At 61.4% G+C, this 21419-nt stretch carries 17 protein-coding genes and 1 riboswitch; of the genes, 11 read left to right on the forward strand and 6 right to left on the reverse strand.

All coding sequences use genetic code 11. The annotated features are described in order from the left end of the window. Positions 1-100 precede the first annotated feature (100 nt). Complete coding sequence (locus E1K68_RS03255; RefSeq protein WP_003188016.1) at positions 101-1540, reverse strand: TolC family outer membrane protein; 1440 nt, start codon at positions 1538-1540, stop codon at positions 101-103. 196 nt (positions 1541-1736) lie between these two features. After that, positions 1737-1842: riboswitch (TPP riboswitch) on the forward strand. 149 nt (positions 1843-1991) lie between these two features. On the opposite strand from E1K68_RS03255, the gene thiC reads away from it, so the two are divergent. After that, on the forward strand, positions 1992-3881 hold the full coding sequence (thiC, locus tag E1K68_RS03260) for a phosphomethylpyrimidine synthase ThiC (protein WP_034134747.1): 1890 nt from the start codon (positions 1992-1994) through the stop codon (positions 3879-3881). 182 nt (positions 3882-4063) lie between these two features. Here the strand turns inward: thiC and E1K68_RS03265 are convergent, their stop codons facing one another. After that, positions 4064-4810 (reverse strand): RsiV family protein, encoded by a 747-nt coding sequence (locus E1K68_RS03265; protein WP_003188019.1) that lies wholly within the window; start codon positions 4808-4810, stop codon positions 4064-4066. A 193-nt stretch (positions 4811-5003) separates the two neighbouring features. On the opposite strand from E1K68_RS03265, the gene E1K68_RS03270 reads away from it, so the two are divergent. The 8 genes from E1K68_RS03270 (at position 5004) to E1K68_RS03305 (ending at position 13926) form a co-directional block, all read left to right on the forward strand. Then, positions 5004-5621 carry an NUDIX domain-containing protein gene (locus E1K68_RS03270; RefSeq protein ID WP_003188021.1) on the forward strand — a complete coding sequence of 206 codons (618 nt, stop codon included), beginning with the start codon at positions 5004-5006 and terminating at the stop codon, positions 5619-5621. Beyond that, a complete protein-coding gene (locus tag E1K68_RS03275; protein ID WP_003188022.1) occupies positions 5612-6061 on the forward strand; it encodes a DUF1249 domain-containing protein in 450 nt (149 codons plus the stop codon). The genes E1K68_RS03270 and E1K68_RS03275 overlap by 10 nt, the downstream gene beginning before the upstream one ends. Positions 6062-6158: 97 nt before the next feature. After that, positions 6159-6971 (forward strand): 3',5'-cyclic-AMP phosphodiesterase, encoded by an 813-nt coding sequence (cpdA, locus tag E1K68_RS03280; RefSeq protein WP_212613774.1) that lies wholly within the window; start codon positions 6159-6161, stop codon positions 6969-6971. A 178-nt stretch (positions 6972-7149) separates the two neighbouring features. Continuing rightward, on the forward strand, positions 7150-7758 hold the full coding sequence (locus tag E1K68_RS03285; protein WP_003188025.1) for a YqiA/YcfP family alpha/beta fold hydrolase: 609 nt from the start codon (positions 7150-7152) through the stop codon (positions 7756-7758). A gap of 46 nt (positions 7759-7804) precedes the next feature. Further along, entirely contained in the window at positions 7805-9709 is a 1905-nt protein-coding gene (gene parE, locus E1K68_RS03290) for a DNA topoisomerase IV subunit B (protein ID WP_212613775.1), read from the forward strand. Continuing rightward, the gene (locus E1K68_RS03295; protein ID WP_120247935.1) at positions 9709-10704 is read left to right on the forward strand and encodes an esterase-like activity of phytase family protein; all 996 of its coding nucleotides are present in this window, start codon (positions 9709-9711) and stop codon (positions 10702-10704) included. Before parE ends, E1K68_RS03295 begins: the two co-directional genes overlap by 1 nt. Positions 10705-10774: 70 nt before the next feature. Next, positions 10775-13039: a DNA topoisomerase IV subunit A gene (gene parC / locus E1K68_RS03300; protein WP_034134750.1), complete on the forward strand. Its 2265-nt coding sequence runs from the start codon at positions 10775-10777 to the stop codon at positions 13037-13039. A gap of 173 nt (positions 13040-13212) precedes the next feature. Then, positions 13213-13926 carry an ABC-type transport auxiliary lipoprotein family protein gene (locus E1K68_RS03305; RefSeq protein ID WP_003188031.1) on the forward strand — a complete coding sequence of 238 codons (714 nt, stop codon included), beginning with the start codon at positions 13213-13215 and terminating at the stop codon, positions 13924-13926. Between the two features lie 173 nt (positions 13927-14099). On the opposite strand, the gene E1K68_RS03310 is transcribed toward E1K68_RS03305, so the two are convergent. Next, on the reverse strand, positions 14100-15632 hold the full coding sequence (locus tag E1K68_RS03310; protein WP_003188033.1) for a HAMP domain-containing protein: 1533 nt from the start codon (positions 15630-15632) through the stop codon (positions 14100-14102). A 133-nt stretch (positions 15633-15765) separates the two neighbouring features. Between E1K68_RS03310 and serB the strand changes: the two genes are divergently transcribed. Next, positions 15766-16980 carry a phosphoserine phosphatase SerB gene (serB, locus tag E1K68_RS03315; protein ID WP_003188034.1) on the forward strand — a complete coding sequence of 405 codons (1215 nt, stop codon included), beginning with the start codon at positions 15766-15768 and terminating at the stop codon, positions 16978-16980. Between the two features lie 134 nt (positions 16981-17114). Here serB and asd read toward each other — a convergent pair whose 3' ends face one another. Genes asd through E1K68_RS03330 form a run of 3 tightly spaced genes read right to left on the reverse strand, consistent with a single transcriptional unit; the run spans position 17115 to position 20399 of the window. Further along, positions 17115-17975 carry an archaetidylserine decarboxylase gene (asd, locus tag E1K68_RS03320; protein ID WP_003188035.1) on the reverse strand — a complete coding sequence of 287 codons (861 nt, stop codon included), beginning with the start codon at positions 17973-17975 and terminating at the stop codon, positions 17115-17117. 15 nt (positions 17976-17990) lie between these two features. Continuing rightward, positions 17991-18806, reverse strand: a complete 816-nt coding sequence (locus E1K68_RS03325) for a rhodanese-like domain-containing protein (RefSeq protein WP_034134751.1) — start codon at positions 18804-18806, stop codon at positions 17991-17993. A gap of 57 nt (positions 18807-18863) precedes the next feature. After that, complete coding sequence (locus E1K68_RS03330) at positions 18864-20399, reverse strand: HDOD domain-containing protein (protein WP_034134752.1); 1536 nt, start codon at positions 20397-20399, stop codon at positions 18864-18866. Between the two features lie 166 nt (positions 20400-20565). On the opposite strand from E1K68_RS03330, the gene motA reads away from it, so the two are divergent. After that, positions 20566-21417 (forward strand): flagellar motor stator protein MotA, encoded by an 852-nt coding sequence (gene motA / locus E1K68_RS03335; protein ID WP_003188041.1) that lies wholly within the window; start codon positions 20566-20568, stop codon positions 21415-21417. The last annotated feature ends 2 nt before the right edge of the window (positions 21418-21419 follow it).

Below are 21419 nucleotides of genomic sequence, written 5' to 3' on the forward strand. Positions count from 1 at the left end.
AAAAACGTCAACGATAACGCGTGTTTGCTGAATGAACGCGGCGCCTGTAAGTTTTTCGCGAGCAAGCTCGCTCCTACAGAGTCAAGCCAACTCCCACATTTTAATAGCCGGGGCGGGCCTTGAGCTGTTCGGCAGCGGCTTTGGCCAGGTCCGGCGGCAGGAAGTCCTTGTCCGGGTTGTAGTCGGCCTTGAGATAGCGCGCCAGATCCTGCAAGTCCCCTGGGTTGAGCGTGCCCGCCGCCTGCTTCAAGCGCAGGTTGTCGAGGATGTAATCGTAGCGGCTGTTGTTGTAGTTGCGCACCGACGCGTACAGCTGGCGCTGTGAGTCCAGCACGTCGACGATGTTGCGCGTACCCACCTGATAGCCGATTTCCGTGGCTTCCACCGCGCTCTGGTTGGAGATGATCGACTGGCGACGCGCTTGCACCTGCTCCACATCGGTGTTGACTGCACGGTGCAGGTTGCGGGTGTTTTCCACTACTTGGCGGCGCAGGCCCTCGCGTTGCTGCTCGGTCTGGTCGAGGCGCGAATAGGATTCGCGCACTTGCGAACTGGTGAGGCCGCCGCTGTAGATCGGGATGTTCAAGCGCAGGCCGACGGTGCGTTGCGACACATCGCCGCCGTACGGGATAGGCAACTGATTCGGGTTGCTGAAGCCCAGGGCGTCGTTGTCGCCTTTTTCGTATTGCGCAACCGCGTCGAGGGTCGGCAAGTGGCCGGCCTTGCGCTGCCGAAGGGTTTCTTCTGCGGCAGTTACCGCGTAATTGCTGGCGAGCAGGTTGAGGTTCTGGCGCCCGGCGGTTTCGACCCAGGCCTTGGCGTCGTTCGGCGCCGGCGGCAGCACCGGCAGCGTGTGGACGATGCCCTGGATCGAGTTGTACTGGCGGTTGGTCAGGGTGATCAGCGCTTCGAAGGCGTCGTCCACCTGGCGCTGGGCCAGGATGCGATTGGCTCGGGCAGTGTCGTAGCTGGCCTGGGATTGCAGCACATCGGTCTTGTCCGACAGGCCCACATCGAAGCGTTCGTTGGACTGGTCGAGCTGACGCTTGAAGGCGTTTTCTTCGGCCTTGGTCGACGCCAGGTTGTCCTGGGCACGCAGCACGGCGAAATAGCTTTCGGCGCTTTGCAAAATCAGGTTCTGCTCCGAGGCCGACAGTTGCAGCGAGGCTTGCTCGTTGACCGCGTGGGCGGCTTGCAGCTGGAACCAGCGGTCGGCGCGGAACAGTGGCTGGCTCAAGGTGGCCCGCCAGGAGTGGGCGTCACGGTTGGCCGTGGCGGCCGGCTGGTCGATCTGGGTGCGCACGTTGTTGCTATCGGCGCCGGCGGACAGGTTCGGCAGCAAGCCCGCGCGGGCCTGGGGCACCACTTCTTTTTGCGCGCCGTACTGGGCACGGGCAGCGGCCAGGTCGGCGTTGTTGTTCGCCGCTTCCTGATAGACGCTGACCAGGTCGGTGTTGGCGGACAAGGGCGCTTCAGCTGCCCAGACCAGTCCGTTGGTCGCACAAGACACGGCAACAGCCAGTGAGAGTTTGCGCAGCATGAGGCGATCCCTAGTATGAATATTACGGTGATAATTCAGCGCCCAAGGCTAAGGCTGGCCATGCCTGGCGTCAAGCCTTGAGGCCGTGCCCGAGTGTAGTAGCGGGGCCTGCGCACAACAATCCCACGATCACGCCATTCATCACGCTGAATAAACCGCTATTGGCAATTTGCCCACGCCATGGTCTAGACTGGCCGCGTTCTTGTCGGGGTGCCTTGTTGGAAGGCTGAGATCGGTAAATACCGGATCCCGTTGAACCTGATCAGGTTAGCGCCTGCGTAGGGAACAAGATTTCTCGTCACCCGGCGAGTCCTCTTGTGCTTCGTCCGGGATGTTGTTCGACAATCGAACAGCCCTCGTGCGCCAAGCACAGCACTGGTTCCAGTGCGTCCGTCCGTCACAGGTTCGCTCCGACAAAAATCCACCGCCTGGATAAGTTGGAGAGCCTGTGATGAGTACAAAACTAAAAAATACCGTGCACCTGAGTGAATCGGCCAAGGTCGACTCCGGCTCCGTGCAGCCGTTTACCCGCTCGCAAAAAATCTACGTGCAGGGCTCCCGCCCGGATATTCGCGTGCCGATGCGTGAAATCAGCCTGGACGTGACCCCCACCGATTTCGGCGGTGAAATCAACGCGCCGGTTACCGTCTACGATACCTCCGGCCCCTACACCGACCCGAATGTGATTATCGACGTGCGCAAAGGCCTGGCCGACGTGCGCTCGCCGTGGATCGAAGTACGCGACGACACCGAGCGCCTGCCCGGTCTCACCTCGCACTTCGGCCAGCAGCGCTTGAGCGATGCCGAGCTGACCGCCCTGCGTTTTGCCCATGTAAAGAACCCGCGCCGCGCCAGGGCCGGTGCCAACGTCACGCAGATGCATTACGCGCGCAAAGGCATCATCACGGCCGAGATGGAATATGTCGCCATCCGCGAAAACATGAAGCTTGAAGAAGCCCGTGCCAGTGGCTTGCTGGATCAGCAGCACGCCGGCCACAGCTTCGGCGCCAGCGTGCCGAAAATCATCACGCCTGAATTCGTACGCGAAGAAATCGCCCGGGGCCGCGCGATCATCCCGGCCAACATCAACCACACCGAGCTGGAACCGATGATCATCGGCCGTAACTTCCTGGTGAAGATCAACGGCAACATCGGCAACAGCGCCCTGGGTTCGTCCATCGAAGAGGAAGTGGCGAAACTCACCTGGGGCATTCGCTGGGGCTCGGACACGGTGATGGACCTGTCCACCGGCAAGCACATCCACGAAACCCGCGAGTGGATCATCCGCAACTCGCCAGTGCCAATCGGTACTGTGCCGATCTACCAGGCTCTGGAAAAAGTCGGTGGCGCAGCCGAAGACCTGACCTGGGAGCTGTTCCGCGACACCTTGATCGAACAGGCCGAGCAGGGCGTCGACTACTTCACCATCCACGCTGGGGTATTGCTGCGGTATGTGCCGCTGACTGCCAAGCGCGTGACCGGCATCGTCTCCCGTGGGGGTTCGATCATGGCCAAGTGGTGCCTGGCCCACCACAAAGAGAATTTCACCTACACGCATTTCGACGAAATCTGCGAAATCATGAAGGCCTATGACGTCAGCTTCTCCCTTGGCGATGGCTTGCGCCCGGGTTCGATTGCCGACGCCAACGACGCCGCGCAGTTCGGCGAACTGGAAACCCTGGGCGAACTGACCAAAACTGCCTGGAAGCACGACGTGCAAACCATGATCGAAGGCCCCGGCCATGTGCCGATGCAGCTGATCAAGGAGAACATGGATAAGCAACTGGAATGCTGCGACGAGGCGCCGTTCTACACCCTAGGCCCGCTGACCACCGACATTGCGCCCGGCTATGATCACATCACTTCGGGTATCGGCGCGGCAATGATCGGCTGGTTCGGTTGTGCCATGCTCTGCTACGTCACACCCAAGGAGCACCTGGGCTTGCCGAACAAGGACGACGTGAAGACCGGGATCATTACCTACAAGATCGCGGCCCACGCGGCCGACCTCGCCAAAGGCCACCCCGGCGCGCAGATTCGCGATAACGCCTTGAGCAAGGCGCGCTTCGAGTTCCGCTGGGAAGACCAGTTCAACCTCGGCCTGGACCCGGATACCGCACGTTCGTACCACGATGAAACCTTGCCGAAGGATTCGGCCAAGGTCGCGCATTTCTGTTCGATGTGCGGGCCTAAGTTCTGCTCGATGAAAATCACCCAGGAAGTGCGTGAGTACGCGGCGAACCAGCGTATCGATGCGGTGGATGTGGATGTGGCCAAGGGCTTGGCCGAGCAGGCAGAGCGGTTCAAGCAGGAAGGTAGCCAGCTCTACAAGAAGGTCTGATCCTTAGGCGGCGGTGTCTGCACCGCCGTCATCGCGGGCAAGCCCGGCTCCCACAGTTGGCCGAGTGGTACACAGATTTTGTGTTCACAAACGGTCCCCTGTGGGAGTCGGGCTTGCCCGCGATAACGATCCGACAAACACCCAATCTCCCTCTGCAATAACACCCTTGAACCTTCAACCGATCAACGGCGTGCCGGCACCAGTTCAGGCTTGATCACACCGGTGAGGCGCGTATAGGGCAGGGTGATTTCGATCAGCCCCTGTGCGTAAGGGGCGATGGTGCTGACGTTGTACTTGAGCACCACGCCGCCGCTGGTCAGGGCCACGTTCGGGGTTTTCTGAAACGGCCAGCTCTTCACGAATTCTGGGTCGCGGTCCATCTTGGTGCTGATCAACCAGCTGTTGTGGGCAACTTTAGCGGTATTCCAGAAGGCTTGCTCCTGGCCGGGCAACAGCATGTCGGCCAGGGTCAGTTCCTTATGCAGAATCCGTGAATAGTTGATAAACCCGCGGCCTGGCTCGCCGTGGGCGACACCTGTGTCCAGGTAGCTGGACACTTCAACGATCACCAGTCCGTCATGCTGGTCACGTACCTTGGCTTGCAAGTACATGCCGTGGCGGTCTGGCGACTCACGCAGGAAGGTGTTTCGATAGGCGTTCAGGCTCGCCGGCACGCTGGCGCCAGGCGTGGTGCGGGTCATTTGCAGCAGGCGCTGTTCCACCAGGCTGTCCAGTTGTGGCTCGGCAGGGAAATGCACGGTGTCGATGTTCACCAGCGGGCAGGCCGGGCTGTCGCAGCCGGGCTTGATCTGCTCCGACTTGTCGGTGGTAACGTCCAGCGGCTTGAGATAGGCGGGTTGGAACAGGCTCTGGCAAGCACCCAGGGTCAAAGCAATACAGGCCACGGAGGCGATTCTTAAAAGCGACATGTGTGTCCTTCGTAAATCGATGGAAAGCGAAAAGAGTAGCGCTTGGACTGCCAACGTGGCCGCCAGTTCGCCACTAAACTGATTGCAGTGAGTTTGACGTTCGCCGCCTCTCCCGGCAACCGCAAAGGGGCTGCATCAACGGGCGTCGGCGCGTTAGGATGGCGCCCATTGCACGAGCTTAACGAGGGACACCATGACCGACATCGCGAAGTCGACACCGAACAAGATCGAGATTGTTCAGCGTGACAATGCCTATAAAGGCTTCTACAAGCTCGATCGCGTGCAACTGCGCCATGAAAAATTCGACGGCGGCATGAGCCGGGTGATCAACCGCGAAGTGTTCGTGCGTCATGACGCCGTGTGCGTGCTGCCCTACGACCCGCAGCGCGATGAGGTGGTGCTGATCGAACAGTTCCGCGTCGGCGCCATGGGCCGTGCCGATAACCCCTGGCTGGTGGAGATGGTCGCCGGCCTGATTGACAAGGATGAGCAACCCGAGGAGGTTGCACACCGCGAGGCCGAAGAGGAAGCTGGGCTGACATTCTCCGCGCTGTGGCCGATCACCAAGTATTTCCCGTCGCCTGGCGGCAGTACCGAATTTGTCCACCTGTACTTGGGCCGTTGCGACAGCTCGGGCGCGGGTGGGGTCCATGGATTGGAAGAAGAAGCAGAAGATATCCGCGTCACCGCCTGGGCCTTCGAAGATGCCTTGCAGGCGGTGCGCGACGGCAAGATTTCCAACGCAGCCAGCATTATCGCCCTGCAATGGCTTGCGCTTAATCGCGCGGAAGTGAGGGGGTTATGGCAGTAAAGGCACGGGAACGTTATCGAGTTGACCTGATCGGGCTGCAAGCGGCCTGCGAGGCCAACTATGCGCGGCTGATGCGCCTGCTCCCGGACATGCGCCACGCCCCCCAGGCGCGGCGCATTGCTGTCACCCACGGCGACCAGATGCTCGGCGTGCTGACCCTGGAAGTCATTCTCACCTGCCCCTACACCACCACCCTGCGGGTACGCCAGGAGCACAGCCTGCCGTGGTTGCCGGTGCCGCAATTGGAAGTGCAGGTGTACCACGACGCGCGTATGGCCGAAGTGATCAGCGCCGAACATGCGCGACGCTTTCGCAGCATCTATCCTTACCCGAACGTGTTCATGCACCAGCCCGATGAGAAAGCACAGCTCAATGTGTTCCTCGGCGAATGGCTCAGCCACTGCCTGGCCTTGGGCCATGAGTTTGAAGTGGTGCGGTAGATGTGAACTGCGTCTGTTTCCTTGGGTTTCCTCTTTGTGTCCTGCCCCAGCATAATCGCGCCAATTATCCATTCCTGTAGTTGCCAGGGAGAGCGCCTTGCCGAGTGTATCCGCCGTGAATCCTGATGCCGTGTTGCTGGTGCAGTTGTCCGACAGCCATCTGTTTGCTGACGCTGACGCCACGCTGCTGGGCATGAACACCCGTGAAAGCCTGCAGCGGGTAGTCGAGCTGGTGCGCGCGCAACAGCCGGCCATCGACCTGATACTGGCGACCGGCGACCTGTCCCAGGATGGCACGCTGGCGTCCTACCAGCAGTTTCGCGATTTGACCGCGTCCCTTGGCGCTCCGGCGCGCTGGATTCCTGGCAACCACGACGAACCGCAGGTCATGGCCCAGGCTGCCATGCACAGTGATTTGCTCGAACCGGTGGTGGATATCGGCAACTGGCGTATCACTCTGTTGGATTCGGCGGTACCAGGGTCGGTGCCGGGCTACCTGCAAGACGCGCAACTGCAACTGCTGGCGCAGGCCTTGAGCGAGGCGCCGGGCCGCCATCACCTGGTGTGTTTCCACCACCATCCGGTGCCCATCGGCTGTGCGTGGATGGAACCGATCGGCCTGCGCAACCCCGAAGCGCTGTTTGCCGTGCTTGAGCGCTTTCCGCAGACCAAGGCATTGCTGTGGGGGCATGTGCATCAGGAGATCGACAGCGAGCGCGACGGTGTGCGGCTGCTGGCTTCGCCGTCTACCTGTATCCAGTTTGCGCCGGGAAGTGAGGATTTCCAGGCCAGCGAGCAGGCACCGGGGTATCGCTGGTTGCGCTTGCATGGCGACGGACGGTTGGAAACGGGGGTGGAACGGGTCAAAGGCTTCGCTTTTACGGTCGATTACGGCAGCAACGGCTATTAAGGCCTGCAAACACTGATCAAAAGGTGGGAGCTGGCTTGCCTGCGATGACGGTGTACCTGGCGCTGACTCGTTGACTCAATCGCCGCCATCGCAGGCGAGCCAGCTCCCACATTGGGTCCGCTTCTGCCTGCATTCCCTGTAAACTGCGCCTCTTTGGCCTCAGCACGGAGAGCCCGGCATGTCCGCTTCGATCCTGTATATCCACGGTTTCAACAGTGCGCCGGCTTCCAACAAGGCCAGCCAGTTGACCACTGTGATGGATGCCCTTGGCCTGTCCGACCAGCTGCGTGTGCCGGCGCTGCATCACCACCCTCGTCAGGCAATTCTTCAATTGGAGCAAGCGATTGCGCAACTGGGCCGGCCACTGCTGGTCGGCAGCTCACTCGGCGGCTACTATGCAACCCATCTTGCCGAACGCCATGGCCTCAAGGCGCTGCTGGTCAACCCGGCGGTCAGCCCCCATCGGATGTTCGACGGTTACCTGGGCACCCAGAAGAACCTCTACACCGATGAGACCTGGGAATTGACACAGGACCACGTCACGGCGCTGGCCGAGCTGGAAGTACCGGCTCCCCAGGATGCCGCGCGTTATCAGGTGTGGTTGCAGACCGGGGACGAAACCCTGGATTATCGCCTGGCCCAACAGTATTACCGGGCCTGCGCCTTGCGCATCCAGGCCGGTGGCGACCATGGTTACCAGGGGTTCGCCGAGCAATTGCCGGCACTGTTGTGCTTTGCCGGTATTGGCGCAGATCAGTTTCAATCCTTCGATTTTTCGTCACTGTAGAAAATCGCAGGTCACTTTTTAATCGAACGACTCACGACGAGACCCCATGGCCACTCCCAGCGCTAGCTCTTATAACGCCGACGCCATCGAAGTCCTCTCGGGCCTCGACCCGGTGCGCAAACGCCCCGGCATGTATACCGACACCAGTCGGCCGAACCACCTTGCCCAGGAAGTCATCGACAACAGCGTCGACGAAGCCTTGGCCGGGCACGCCAAGTCGGTGCAAGTCATCCTTCACGCCGACCATTCCCTGGAAGTGTCCGACGACGGTCGTGGCATGCCGGTGGACATTCACCCCGAAGAGGGTGTGCCGGGCGTCGAGCTGATCCTTACCAAGCTGCATGCCGGCGGCAAGTTCTCCAACAAGAACTACCAGTTCTCCGGCGGTTTGCACGGCGTAGGTATTTCGGTGGTCAACGCCCTGTCCACCCTGGTGCGGGTCAAGGTCAAGCGCGACGGTAACGAGTACCAGATGACCTTCGCCGATGGCTACAAGGCCACCGACCTGGAAGTGATCGGCACCGTGGGCAAGCGCAACACCGGCACCAGTGTGTACTTTGCGCCGGACCCCAAGTATTTCGATTCGCCAAAATTCTCCATCAGCCGCCTCAAGCACGTGCTCAAGGCCAAGGCTGTGCTGTGCCCGGGGCTGCTGGTCAGCTTTGAGGACAAAGGTACCGGCGAGAAGGTCGAGTGGCATTACGAAGACGGCCTGCGCTCTTACCTGGAAGATTCGGTCAGCGACTTCGAACGCCTGCCCAACGAGCCGTTCTGCGGCAGCCTGTCGGGTAATAAAGAAGCGGTGGACTGGGCGCTGCTGTGGTTGCCCGAAGGTGGCGACAGCGTGCAGGAAAGCTACGTCAACCTGATCCCCACGGCCCAGGGCGGCACCCACGTCAACGGTTTGCGCCAAGGCTTGCTGGATGCCATGCGTGAATTCTGCGAATACCGCAGCCTGTTGCCGCGCGGCGTCAAACTGGCGCCGGAAGACGTGTGGGAGCGCATCGCGTTCGTGCTGTCGATGAAGATGCAGGAACCGCAATTTTCCGGCCAGACCAAAGAGCGCCTGTCGTCCCGCGAGGCGGCGGCGTTTGTCTCTGGCGTGGTCAAGGACGCGTTCAGCCTGTGGCTCAACGAGCACCCCGAGCTGGGCCTGGCCCTGGCGGAACTGGCGATCAACAACGCCGGCCGTCGCTTGAAAGCCAGCAAGAAGGTCGAGCGCAAGCGCATCACCCAGGGCCCGGCACTGCCGGGCAAACTGGCCGATTGCGCCGGGCAAGACCCGATGCGTTCCGAGCTGTTCCTGGTGGAAGGTGACTCCGCCGGCGGTTCCGCCAAGCAAGCGCGGGACAAGGAGTTCCAGGCGATCCTGCCGTTGCGCGGCAAGATCCTCAACACCTGGGAAGTCGATGGCAGCGAAGTGCTGGCCAGCCAGGAAGTGCACAACATCGCCGTGGCCATCGGCGTCGATCCGGGCGCGGCAGACATGAGCCAGTTGCGCTACGGCAAGATCTGTATCCTCGCCGACGCCGACTCTGACGGCCTGCACATTGCTACCTTGCTGTGCGCGTTGTTCGTGCAGCATTTCCGCCCGTTGGTGGATGCCGGTCACGTCTACGTCGCTATGCCGCCGCTGTACCGCATCGACCTGGGCAAGGAAATTTTCTACGCCCTGGACGAAGCCGAGCGCGATGGCATCCTCGACCGCCTGGTGGCCGAGAAGAAACGCGGCAAGCCACAGGTCACGCGATTCAAGGGCCTGGGTGAAATGAACCCGCCGCAACTGCGCGAAACCACCATGGACCCGAACACCCGGCGCCTGGTGCAGTTGACCCTGGAAGACTTCGCCGCCACCTCGGAAATGATGGACATGCTGCTGGCGAAGAAACGCGCTGGCGACCGCAAGTCCTGGCTTGAATCCAAAGGCAACCTGGCCGAGGTTCTGGGCTGATGCGCACAGGCTTCGCCCTGGCGATCCTGATGTTGAGCGGGCTGGCGGTCACCCAGGTGGCTGCCGCGCCCATGGCAGAGCTCAAGCTGGTCTCGGAACACCCGGTGGACGGCATGCGCGGCGGGAACCTGTCGGGCCTGGCGTTATGTGACAACGAGCTGTGGACGGTTTCGGACCGCGATGATGACCAGATCTACCGCCTGGATACCCGTGCGCCGGCCTGGAGCGCGCAAGCGCTGAAGATCGACGTGCCGCCCGTGCCCGAGTCCGGCCTGCCTTGGGGCTTGCGTTCGCGCACCAAGGCCGCTTCGTTTATACGCGGCGGTGACCTGGACTTTGAAGGCATCAGCTGTGATGCCGCAGGCAACCGCTACATTGTCAGCGAAGCCCATGCCGCGGTGTTGCAGGTGCCGGCGGCGGGCGCGCCCGAGTGGTTGAAAATCGCGCCGGGCATGGTGCGTGAAGCCAGGGCCAGTGGCATGTTGCTGCACTTTAATGCCTTGTTCGAAGGCCTGGCGGTGAACCCTGAAGGCAATCAGATCTGGCTGGCTGCCGAGCGCGAACGCCGTGGCCTGGTCTCGATCAAGCGTGGGCAGAGCGTATGGGATTGCGATGGTCGTTGTGTATTGTTGAGCGAGGCCGGCCAGGAAGTGCAGCCGGCGCAGTTCCCCAACGCCAAGGCCGTGTCCAAGGACTTTGCCGACTTGTCGCTGTTCAACGGCAAGCTGTTTACCCTGGAGCGCAATGCGTTCCAGATCTGCCGGCGCGACCCGCTCACGGCCAAGGTTGAGCAGTGCTGGTCGTTTGCCGACGAAGCCCTGACGCCGCAGCGACGTTACCCCCAGTCGTATGGCCTGGCTGAAGCCCTGTTGGTGGATGCCGACGGTGCCTGGGTCGGGATCGACAACAATTTCGGCCCGCGTGCCGATGGTGAAAAACGTCCGATGGTCTATCGTTTCGCCGCCCCGGACGGCGGCTGGAGTGCCCAGCCATGAATCGAGATTTTTTTGAATTGAATCAGCGCAGCGGCAGTTCCGCTGCGCCTTACCCCATGATGAGGCCCGCATGAGTGACATCCTCGCAGACAGTTTAGATGGCGTAGAACGCCGGTCGCTGGCTGAATTCACCGAAAATGCCTACCTCAACTACTCCATGTACGTGATCATGGACCGTGCCTTGCCGCATATCGGCGACGGCCTGAAGCCCGTGCAACGGCGCATTATCTACGCCATGAGTGAGTTGGGCCTGGACGCTGATTCCAAGCACAAGAAATCGGCGCGTACTGTCGGTGACGTGCTGGGTAAATTCCACCCCCACGGCGATTCGGCGTGCTATGAAGCCATGGTGCTGATGGCCCAGCCGTTCAGCTACCGCTATACCCTGGTGGACGGCCAGGGTAACTGGGGTGCACCGGATGACCCCAAATCCTTCGCCGCCATGCGTTACACCGAGGCGCGGCTGTCGCGTTATTCCGAAGTGCTGCTCAGCGAGCTGGGCCAGGGCACGGCCGACTGGGGCCCGAACTTTGACGGCACCCTCGACGAACCTCTGGTTTTGCCGGCGCGTTTGCCGAATATCCTGCTCAATGGCACCACCGGTATTGCGGTCGGCATGGCCACCGACGTGCCGCCGCACAACCTGCGCGAAGTCGCCACCGCCTGCGTGCGCTTGCTGGATGAGCCCAAGGCTACGGTCGAGCAGCTGTGCGAGCATATCCAGGGCCCGGATTACCCGACCGAAGCAGAAATCATCACGCCGCGCGCCGACCTGCTGAAGATGTACGAAACCGGCAAGGGCTCGGTGCGTATGCGCGCCGTGTACCACATCGAAGACGGCGACATTATTGTGACCGCGCTGCCGCACCAGGTATCGGGTGCCAAGGTGCTGGAGCAAATCGCCGCGTTGATGCAGGCCAAGCCGTCGAAGTTGCCGCAAGTGACCGACCTGCGTGACGAGTCCGACCACGAGAACCCGTGCCGCATCGTGATCATCCCGACCAACAGCCGGGTGGATCATGAAGTGCTGATGCAGCACTTGTTTGCCAGCACCGACCTGGAGTCCAGCTACCGTGTCAACGTCAACATCATTGGCCTGGACGGCAAGCCGCAGTTGAAGAACCTGCGCAATCTGCTGGTGGAATGGCTGGAATTCCGCGTGCAGACCGTGCGTCGCCGCCTGCAATTTCGCCTCGACAAGGTCGAGCGCCGTCTGCACCTGTTGGACGGTTTGCTGATTGCCTACCTCAACCTGGATGAAGTGATTCATATCATCCGTACCGCCGAGCACCCGAAGGCCGAGCTGATCGCGCGTTTCGAGCTGAGCGAAATCCAGGCGGACTACATCCTCGACACCCGCTTGCGCCAGTTGGCACGTCTGGAAGAAATGAAGCTGCGCGACGAGCAGGATGCGCTGCTCAAGGAACAAGCCAAGCTGCAAGCCCTGCTGGGCAGCGAAGCCAAGCTCAAGAAGCTGGTGCGCAGCGAACTGATCAAAGACGCAGAAACCTATGGCGATGACCGTCGCTCGCCTATCGTCGAGCGCGCTGAAGCCAAGGCGCTGACCGAAACCGAGCTGTTGCCCAACGAGAAAATTACCGTCGTTTTGTCGGAAAAGGGTTGGGTTCGCTCCGCCAAAGGGCATGATATTGACGCCACCGGCCTTTCGTACAAAGCCGGTGATGGCTTCAAGACCGCTGCCGCGGGGCGCTCTAATCAGTTTGCGGTGTTTATCGATTCGACGGGGCGCAGTTATTCGGTGCCGGCCCACACCCTGCCGTCTGCACGGGGGCAGGGCGAGCCGTTGACCGGGCGCCTTACGCCGCCACCGGGGGCGAATTTCGAGTGCGTGCTGTTGCCGGATGACGATTCGCTGTATGTCATCGCCTCCGACGCCGGTTACGGCTTCGTGGTCAAGGGCGAAGACCTGCAGGCCAAAAACAAGGCGGGCAAGGCGCTGTTGAGCCTGCCGAACAACGCCAAGGTGATTCTGCCAAGGCCGGTGGAGGACCGTGAAAGCAACTGGCTGGCGTCGGTGACCACCGAAGGGCGCTTGCTGGTGTTCAAGATCAGCGACTTGCCGCAGCTGGGCAAGGGTAAAGGCAACAAGATTATCGGGATTCCCGGTGACCGGGTGGCCAGTCGCGAAGAGTATGTGACTGACATCGCCGTCATCCCGGAAGGCTCTACCCTGGTGCTCCAGGCTGGCAAGCGCACGTTGTCATTGCGCCCTGACGACCTAGAACACTACAAGGGTGAGCGTGGCCGGCGGGGTAACAAACTGCCACGAGGTTTCCAGCGAGTGGATGCCTTGCTGGTCGAAACGCCGGTTTAATCGGTACTAGAGGCCTCGATCTACGATTTAACGCGTAGATCGATGCTTTCGCGCTGGAGTCATGGCGCATATTCACGGATGATATGGCCTTTCCAGCGCCGGCGTGGCCGAGCGTGTTCAGGTTATTTTTAGTATTACATTGTGGTTCGCCTTGTGGCAGCCACTTGGATGGGATGATGACTGCTCCACGCCTTCCTCTATTTTTGATGCTCGCTGGCCTTTTGGGGTTGGCGGGTTGCAGCACACACCAACCCGTGTCGCTGTACCAGCTGGACAGCGGAAGTCCGGCTCAGCCAGCCCAAACCGCTGGCATGGCAGTATTGCTGGGGCCGGTGGTCGTTGCCGATTACCTGCAACGCGAAACCCTGCTTCAACGTCAGAACGACGGCAGCCTGCAAGGTTCCACAGATGGTCGTTGGGCCGGTAGCCTGTCGTCGGATATCAACCAGTTGATGTTGCGTCAGGTCGCCGGCCAGCTGGACAGCCAGCGTGTGGTCCTGGCACCGGGGCCCTCCGGGTTCACCCCGGATGTACAGGTGTTGCTGACCATTACGCGGCTGGATTCCGGCAAGTCGCAACCGGCGATCCTGGATGCGCAGTGGCGCCTGATCGACCGTCGCGGGCAGGTGCGGGACAACCGCATTGTGCACCTGCAGGAAGAACACGCCGGCACCACCGCGTCCCAGGTCCAGGCCCAGGGTGTGCTGTTGCAGCACCTGGCGCAGCAGTTGTCGGTGGCACTCAAGCCATTGGCCAACCAGCCACCAATTGCCGAAGTGCAACCGCGTAAACAGGCCCCGGCCCAGGCCAAGCCTGCGGCCCCGGAAAAACCGAAGATGCCGATGGCCACGCCGATTCGTACGGACTTGGAAGTGTTCAGGTTCTGATCTGAATCGCGCACAAACAAAAGGCCCGCTGAATAAGCGGGCCTTTTGTTTGGGCTGCTCTGTAGGAGCGAGCTTGCTCGCGAAAAGCGTCAACGATAACGCGTGCTTTCTGAATAAACGCGGCGTCTGTGAGTTTTTCGCGAGCAAGCTCGCTCCTACAAAAGGCCTTAGCCTCAGGGCTTACGGGTCTCGTGCATCCGCGCCAGTTGGCGCTCCAGCATCGACGGATACGGCTCCATCAATCGCTCCACACAGCTGGCCCCCTCAGGGCTGGCAATCGGGCGGATACGCGCGCGTTGGCGGATCAGTGTGTCTTCGCTGATCTTGCGCTCCACCAACAGCAGGTTGCGGCTGTGCTGGGACAGGGCCAGGGCATCCTGGGCGATTTCAGTGAGCAGCAGGTCGATCTGGCTCATGCCAAACAGGTCGTCACCCACGGTTAGGCCCAGCTGCAGTTGCAGGGTAATGCCGCTGTCGGCCACTTCGATCTGCAGGGCGTGGCCCAGGGCGCGCAACAGCTCGCCGCAGCAGATGGCATTGGTCAGGTAGTCTTCGCCGCTGTCTTCGCTGTGGAACAGCATCAACGTGCTGCCATCGTTCAGGGTATGCAGTTCGCTCTGGTAGAGCGAAGCGGCCTGGTCGAGGCAGTCGCGGTAGCGTTCGAGCAGTTCGGTCAGGCGGGCACGGGGCAGGCGGCGCAGTTGCTCCTGGGCACCCAGTTGCACGGCAAGTACGGCACTGTGCTGCGGCTCGGCGTTCTTGACCACAACCGGTTTCGGTGCGGCAAGCGGTGCTACTGCCGAGGTGTCGCGCAGGTCGGCGAACGGGTCTTCGTCGTCCAGCTCGTCTTCCTCGGCCTTGATCACATGGCGCGGTGCAGGCTTGAGGCCGGCCACCGGGGCGCTGTCATCGAAGCCTGGGTCGCGCAGGTCGCGCACTTCAAACTCAGGCTCGTCGTTGTAGTCCTCGGTGTCGTCGTACTCAGGCTCGGGCTCGACTTCAGGCGCTTTCGGCTCCGGGGCAAAGCTGGCGTGGAGCTGGCGCGCGAGGTCGCCGATTTCATCCTGGCGATCGGTAGCCGGGGTGTGTTCGTCGATATCCCGCAGCCAGATGCGCAGTTGCATCAACGGCGTGGAAATATGCCGACCCAGGCGCAGGCTCAAGGCCAGGGCCAAAGCCAGCAGGATCGCGCTCAGGATGCCCATGCTTTGCAGGCTGATGGTCATCGGCTGCTGGAACTGTTGCATATCAAGGCTGATACGCAGTTGGCCGGCCTTCACGTCCTGGAACGTAATATTGCTCTGGTACAGGCCTTCGGCCTCACCGAGCAGGCCGTTTTTCGGGCGCTGCCCGGCCTCGGCCATGATCCGGTTGTCCACGCTATAGATAGCGGCGTGGGCCACCAGCGGGTTCTTGGTCAGGTTGTTGAGCAACACGTTGAGGCTGAGGATGTCGTTGGACACCAGCAACTCAGTCGCCGAAGTGGCGGTCTGGGTTGTCAGGCTTGCGCCCAGGGCATCAGCCTGCTCGTGCATGGCCTGCTTGAACTGCAAACCCATCACGCAGGCGTAGATCACCAGGGCCAGAGCGACCAGGATCACGTTATGGCTGGCGATGCGCAATGCAATCGGTACACGGCGATGGCGCAGTGCCCGGAAGATCAGCAGGAAGAAGTTATCGGTTTTTACTGGCGTGGGCCGGTTCACTTGCGCTCGGCTCTTGGTCCGTGAAGTTGACGCGCAGTATAGCGACAGGCCCATGGCCGGCAAAGCGCTGGCTGTGCCCGATGGTCACTGAAAGTGGGTAGAATGCGGTTTTTTTCCAGCCTGGGGGTGCGCTTTGCGCGAAATTGTCCTGATCAACATCACGGGTGAAGACCGACCGGGTCTCACCGCAGCCATTACCGGCGTCCTGGCCCAGGGTGGTGTGAACATTCTCGACATCGGCCAGGCGGTGATCCACGACACCTTGTCGTTCGGCATCCTGGTGGAAATCCCCAGCACCGAACAGGCCTCCTCGGTACTCAAGGACATCCTGTTTACGGCGTATAAGCTCGATCAACAGGTGCGTTTCACCCCGGTGTCCGAAGCCGATTACCAACACTGGGTCGAAGGCCAGGGCAAAAAGCGCCATATCGTCACCCTGTTGACCCGCAAGGTAACGGCTGAGCAGCTGCAGCGCGTCAGCTCCATTACCGCGCAGTACGGATTGAATATCGACCATATCGACCGTCTGTCGGGTCGCATGCCATTGGACACTCCGGCCGACAAAGGCAAGGGCTGCATCGAGTTCTCCGTACGCGGCGAACCGGCTGACGCGCAAGCGCTGCGCGCCGACTTCCTGAGCGTGGCCCAGGAGCTGAATGTCGATATCGCTTTCCAGGAAGACTCCCTGTTCCGTCGCAACCGCCGTCTGGCGGTGTTCGACATGGACTCCACCTTGATCGAAGCCGAAGTCATCGACGAGTTGGCCAAAGCGGCCGGTGTGGGCGAGCAAGTTTCTGAGATTACTGAGCGCGCGATGGCCGGCGAGCTGGATTTCCGTGCCAGCTTCAAGGAGCGTCTGGCGCTGCTCAAGGGCCTGGACGTGGGCGTGCTGGATTCGATCGGCGCGTCGCTGCGCCTGACTGAAGGCGCAGAAACCCTGTTCGCCGAACTCAAGCGCCTGGGCTACAAGACCGCCATCCTATCCGGCGGCTTCACTTACTTCGCCAAGCAGTTGCAGGCCAAGCTGGGCATTGACTATGTATTCGCCAACGAGCTGGAAGTGGTGGATGGCAAAGTGACTGGCGTGGCGGTGGAGCCGATCGTCGACGCGCAACGCAAGGCCGACCTGCTCAAGGAATTGGCCCACAAGGAAGGCTTGCGTCTGGAGCAGACCATCGCGGTCGGCGACGGCGCCAATGACCTACCGATGCTGGCGATTGCCGGGTTGGGCGTGGCGTTCCGTGCCAAGCCGTTGGTCAAGCAATCGGCCAAGCAGGCGATTTCGACCTTGGGGTTGGATGGCGTGCTGTACCTGCTGGGCTTGCGTGACCGCGACGGTCAGCTATAAGCCGATCTCACTGTCACTGATCGTTCCCACGCTCCGCGTGGGAACGCCTCCAGTGACGCTCTGCGTCACGCTTTGGGCGCAGAGCGCCTCGGGCTGCATTCCCACGCGGAGCGTGGGAACGATCAACTGCAATATCAGGCTTTCGGCAGTGCGATACCCTGGCCCATCTGCACCGGCGTACCCGCTGCCAGCTCCTCAGCCCACTTCACCTGGTCCGGCCCGAACAGCACGATGGCGGTCGATCCCAGTTTGAAACGACCCAGTTCCGCACCTTTTTCCAGATGAATCGGCGCGCGGGCGGCTTCGTCGTAGCGAAAGGTTTTCAGCTCGCGCTTGGGCGGCGTCACCAAGCCTGCCCACACGGTTTCAATCGAAGCAACGATCATCGCACCCACCAACACCACGGCCATCGGGCCGCGTTCGGTGTCGAACAAGCAGACAGCACGCTCGTTACGGGCGAACAACTCCGGCACGTTTTCGGCGGTGGTCTGGTTGACCGAGAAAATCCGACCCGGCACATACACCATCTCGCGCAGGGTACCGGCCAATGGCATGTGCACCCGGTGGTAGTCCTTGGGCGACAGGTAAATAGTCGCGAACTCGCCGCCCATGAACGGCGCAGCCATTGCCGCATCGCCACCGAGCAGTTCCAGCACGCTGAAGCTGTGGCCCTTGGCCTGGAAGATACGGCCATGTTCGATCGGGCCTAGCTGGCTGACCGCGCCGTCGGCAGGGCTCAGGACTGCGCCTGGGGTTGGATCCAACGGGCGGGCGCCGTCTTTCAGCGCGCGGGTGAAGAAGGCGTTGAAGTGCTCGTAGGCGCTCAGGTCTTCCACCAGGGCCTGGGACATGTCCACCTGGTAGCGCTTGGCGAACCAGGCAGTGAAGGCGTTCTTGAACCAGCGCACGCGGCACTCGGCGATACAGCCGGCCAGGCGCGACAGCAAGTGGTGCGGCAGCAAGTACTGGCTGAGGATAAACAACTGCTTTTTCATAACTGTCCTTAAACCTTAAATCTCAACGGGGGTGTCGGGGTGGTTGCCCCATTCGCCCCAGGAACCGGCATAACCTTTGACTCGCGGATAACCGAGCGCCTTGGCCACCAGGTAGGTGAAGCCAGAGCGGTGGTGAGTCTGGCAGTGGGTGATGATTTCTTTGTCTTTGGTCAGCCCGAGGTCTTCGAGGATCTGCGGCATGTCACGGCGAATACGCAGGTTGCGCGCCTTGTCCATGCCGGCGGTCCATTCGAAGTTCACCGCACCGGGAATGTGGCCGCCCTTGGCTGCGAGCACTTTCTCGCCGGAATACTCCAGCGGGCCACGAGCGTCCCAGATCCCCAGGTCGGCCGCACCGAGACGGCTTTGCAGGTACTCACGGGTGGCGGTAGGGCCGTCGTGCAGCGTGAGGCTGACCGGGCCGCCGGCTGCCGGGGGCACATCGGTGGAAAGCGGGTGCCCTTCCTCCAGCCATGCCAGCAGGCCGCCGTCGAGGTAGTGATATTTCTGGTGGCCGATCACGTCGAGCATCCAGATAAAGCGCCCGGCCCAACCGCCGCCTTCGTCGTCATAGACCACATAGGTGGCGTCCGGGGTGTGGCCCAGTTCGCCGAACAGTTTTTCCAGGTCGGCCTTGCTCGGCAGCAGCCCGGGTGCGGGTGGCTGGCCCAGTTGGGTGCGCTTGGGGTCAACGAAATGCGCGCCGGGGATATGCCCTTCGGCGTAGCGGGCGGCACTGGTGAGGTCCACCAATATCAAGTGCTTGGAATCGAGGCGACTCAACAGGTCGGCGGATTCGATCACCAGCGGCAAGCCAGAGAAGTCAGGCATGTGAGGTCTCCTGGGCACAAATGTTGGCGATAAAGGCCGGTGATTGTAGCGCAAGCATCAGCCGCTGCGGTTGGTAAAGCTGTGCAGGGCTTTCTCGATGCATTGGGCGGTTTTGCCGAACGCCTGCACGGTGGTTTCCGAGAACGGCCCGCCGCCTTGGTCCGCCACGATCAGCATGACCACGCGGCCGTTGCAGCTCAGTGAGCGCAACAGCAGGTGCTCGCCGATAAACAAGCGACGCAGGATCGGTGGCAGCAAGGCGGAAAACTGCGCATGGTTGTCGGGGTTCAGGCGTACCTGGGCGGACTTTTCCAGCAGGCGTTGCAGCAACGTGCTGTTGACCACATCCAGGCTCAGGTGAGCTGCGTCCTTGGGCAGGCCGTCGGCCTGGTGCACGCGCAAGGTGCTCAAGGCGCGATCGGCCATGAATATCAGTACCCGCTGCATGCCACTGGCAACCAGAGCTTCCTTGGCGCAAGTGGTCAAGTGCATAGCGTTGGCAAAGCGGCTCGGCTCCACCAGCAACTCGGTGCATCGCGTGCGCCACACGGCCAAGGCTTCGGCAGTCGGAGGCGGTGCAGGCAACAAGCCGCGATGGACCTTCTGCACATGCCACGGCCAGATCAGCGACAGCGCCGGGTGCCAGAGGTCGGGCATCAAGGTGGTACGAGCGCTGGTCACCGCTTGCTGGTGGGCTTGCTGTTGCACATCGCTCAATGGCGCTTGCAGGTACAGCGCCGTCAGGTATTGCCAGCGCTCGGTATGCGGGCAGGTCCAGGACTCCTGGGCCGACATCGCCAGGCCATTGGCCAGCAACACGGTGTTGGCCGGCTGGTTCAGCCAGCGTCGTAGGTTGGGCTCGGCATCGAGCAATTGCTGGTGGCGCAGGGCATCGTCTTGGCGGGCAATGTGCAGCGCCTTGACCAGCAGGCGTTGCTCGGCCAACAGCAACTTGTAGCCCTGTGAAACCCAGATCGGCAGGTGCCAGGCTTCGGTCAAGCCCAGGCACAGGTCAAGCAAACGCACGCCGAACAGCTGTTGCTCGACCTGACGCGCCGATTGGCCTTTATGGATCACCCGCAACTCCCACTCCTCCAGAAGCTTGGGGTAGGCGACGGCCATCGGCCACAGTGGCGACAAAAACAGCAGGCTGCCCCAGTGGATGTCCTGCCACAACCGCGCCAGGCGACTGCCGAACAAACCGTTGGCTTGCTGGGATGCGTGCTGGCTGATCAGCAGCAGTTGACGCAAGGCCACGGGGATTTCCCGGGCGGGTACCGAAGGCAGGCGCGCCAGCAGCTCCTCGGCACGTTTGAGGCCAAGACGGTTAAGCGCGACTTCAAGGTTTTCCGCAGGTTCGGCCAGGCTACCATGGGCTTGGCTGTTGGCTTCGCGCATCACGCTCAGCACGAGGGCCGGGCTGTCTTGCATCAGCTCCGCAATATCTCGCAATGAACTGCGGCTATCGCGAATAGCTTTGCACACGCGCTCATGACTGGCCTGGGGCACGGGCAGCAGCACGTCGTCCAGGCACTTGATCCAAGCGGCGAGGGTAGTGGGGCGGTTCGTTGGGACTGTCGTTTCAATTGCCATGATTGGGGCGCGATCATCACTTGCGTTCAACACGCCCGGAACGGGCCGAATTGGCTTTTCGCCTTAACGGGCTATAGTCTGGCGCAGTTTTGCCGATAAGTAGAACAAGAGTTTTCTGCTGCACCCAATATGTCCATGAACCCGACGGCGCAAGTACCCCTCTCCTATGGCTAAAATTATCGGCATCATTGTCGTCATCGCAAGTGTGCTCGGAGGGTACGTCCTCTCCCACGGTAAAATCGCCGCACTGATCCAGCCTTTTGAGGTGCTGATTATCGGCGGTGCCGCGTTCGGCGCATTTTTGCAGGCCAACCCAGGCTATATGACCATGCACGTGGTCAAGAAGTCCCTGGGCATGTTCAGCTCGCGCTTCTCCCACACGTTTTATCTGGAAGTGCTGGGGCTGATCTACGAGATCCTCAACAAGAGCCGCCGCGAAGGCATGATGGCGATCGAAGGCGATATCGAAGACGCCGCGGCCAGCCCGATTTTTGCCAAGTACCCGGCCGTGCTCAAAGACGAGCGCATGACCGCGTATATCTGTGATTACCTGCGCATCATGTCCTCCGGCAACATGGCGCCCCACGAGCTGGAAGGCCTGTTCGACATGGAGCTGTTCAGCCTCAAGGAAGAGCTGGAGCATCCGTCCCACGCCGTGACCGGCATCGCCGACGGCATGCCCGGTTTCGGTATTGTCGCGGCGGTACTGGGTATCGTGGTGACCATGGCGTCCCTGGGCGAGGGCGATCAGGCGGCCATCGGCATGCACGTAGGTGCGGCGCTGGTGGGGACCTTCTTCGGTATTCTTGCCGCCTACGGTTTCTTCGGCCCGCTCGCCACTTCCCTGGCCCACGATGCCAAGGAAGAGATCAACCTCTACGAAGCGATCAAGGCGTGCCTGGTGGCATCGGCGTCGGGCATGCCGCCGTCGCTGGCCGTGGAGTTTGGGCGCAAGGTGCTGTACCCGAAACATCGCCCGAGTTTCTCCGAGCTGGAACAAGCGGTTCGCGGTCGCTAAGC

The organism is Pseudomonas sp. B2021 (assembly GCF_018135665.1).
Taxonomy (GTDB): Bacteria; Pseudomonadota; Gammaproteobacteria; order Pseudomonadales; family Pseudomonadaceae; genus Aquipseudomonas; species Aquipseudomonas lactis.

Excerpts from the sequence above, each read along its gene's own strand:
- E1K68_RS03255 (WP_003188016.1), bottom strand. The coding sequence starts at position 1,540 with ATGCTGCGCAAACTCTCACTGGCTGTTGCCGTGTCTTGTGCGACCAAC.
- thiC (WP_034134747.1), top strand. The coding sequence starts at position 1,992 with ATGAGTACAAAACTAAAAAATACCGTGCACCTGAGTGAATCGGCCAAG.
- E1K68_RS03265 (WP_003188019.1), bottom strand. The coding sequence starts at position 4,810 with ATGTCGCTTTTAAGAATCGCCTCCGTGGCCTGTATTGCTTTGACCCTG.
- E1K68_RS03270 (WP_003188021.1), top strand. The coding sequence starts at position 5,004 with ATGACCGACATCGCGAAGTCGACACCGAACAAGATCGAGATTGTTCAG.
- E1K68_RS03275 (WP_003188022.1), top strand. The coding sequence starts at position 5,612 with ATGGCAGTAAAGGCACGGGAACGTTATCGAGTTGACCTGATCGGGCTG.
- E1K68_RS03285 (WP_003188025.1), top strand. The coding sequence starts at position 7,150 with ATGTCCGCTTCGATCCTGTATATCCACGGTTTCAACAGTGCGCCGGCT.
- parE (WP_212613775.1), top strand. The coding sequence starts at position 7,805 with ATGGCCACTCCCAGCGCTAGCTCTTATAACGCCGACGCCATCGAAGTC.
- E1K68_RS03295 (WP_120247935.1), top strand. The coding sequence starts at position 9,709 with ATGCGCACAGGCTTCGCCCTGGCGATCCTGATGTTGAGCGGGCTGGCG.
- parC (WP_034134750.1), top strand. The coding sequence starts at position 10,775 with ATGAGTGACATCCTCGCAGACAGTTTAGATGGCGTAGAACGCCGGTCG.
- E1K68_RS03305 (WP_003188031.1), top strand. The coding sequence starts at position 13,213 with ATGATGACTGCTCCACGCCTTCCTCTATTTTTGATGCTCGCTGGCCTT.
- asd (WP_003188035.1), bottom strand. The coding sequence starts at position 17,975 with ATGAAAAAGCAGTTGTTTATCCTCAGCCAGTACTTGCTGCCGCACCAC.
- E1K68_RS03325 (WP_034134751.1), bottom strand. The coding sequence starts at position 18,806 with ATGCCTGACTTCTCTGGCTTGCCGCTGGTGATCGAATCCGCCGACCTG.
- E1K68_RS03330 (WP_034134752.1), bottom strand. The coding sequence starts at position 20,399 with ATGGCAATTGAAACGACAGTCCCAACGAACCGCCCCACTACCCTCGCC.
- motA (WP_003188041.1), top strand. The coding sequence starts at position 20,566 with ATGGCTAAAATTATCGGCATCATTGTCGTCATCGCAAGTGTGCTCGGA.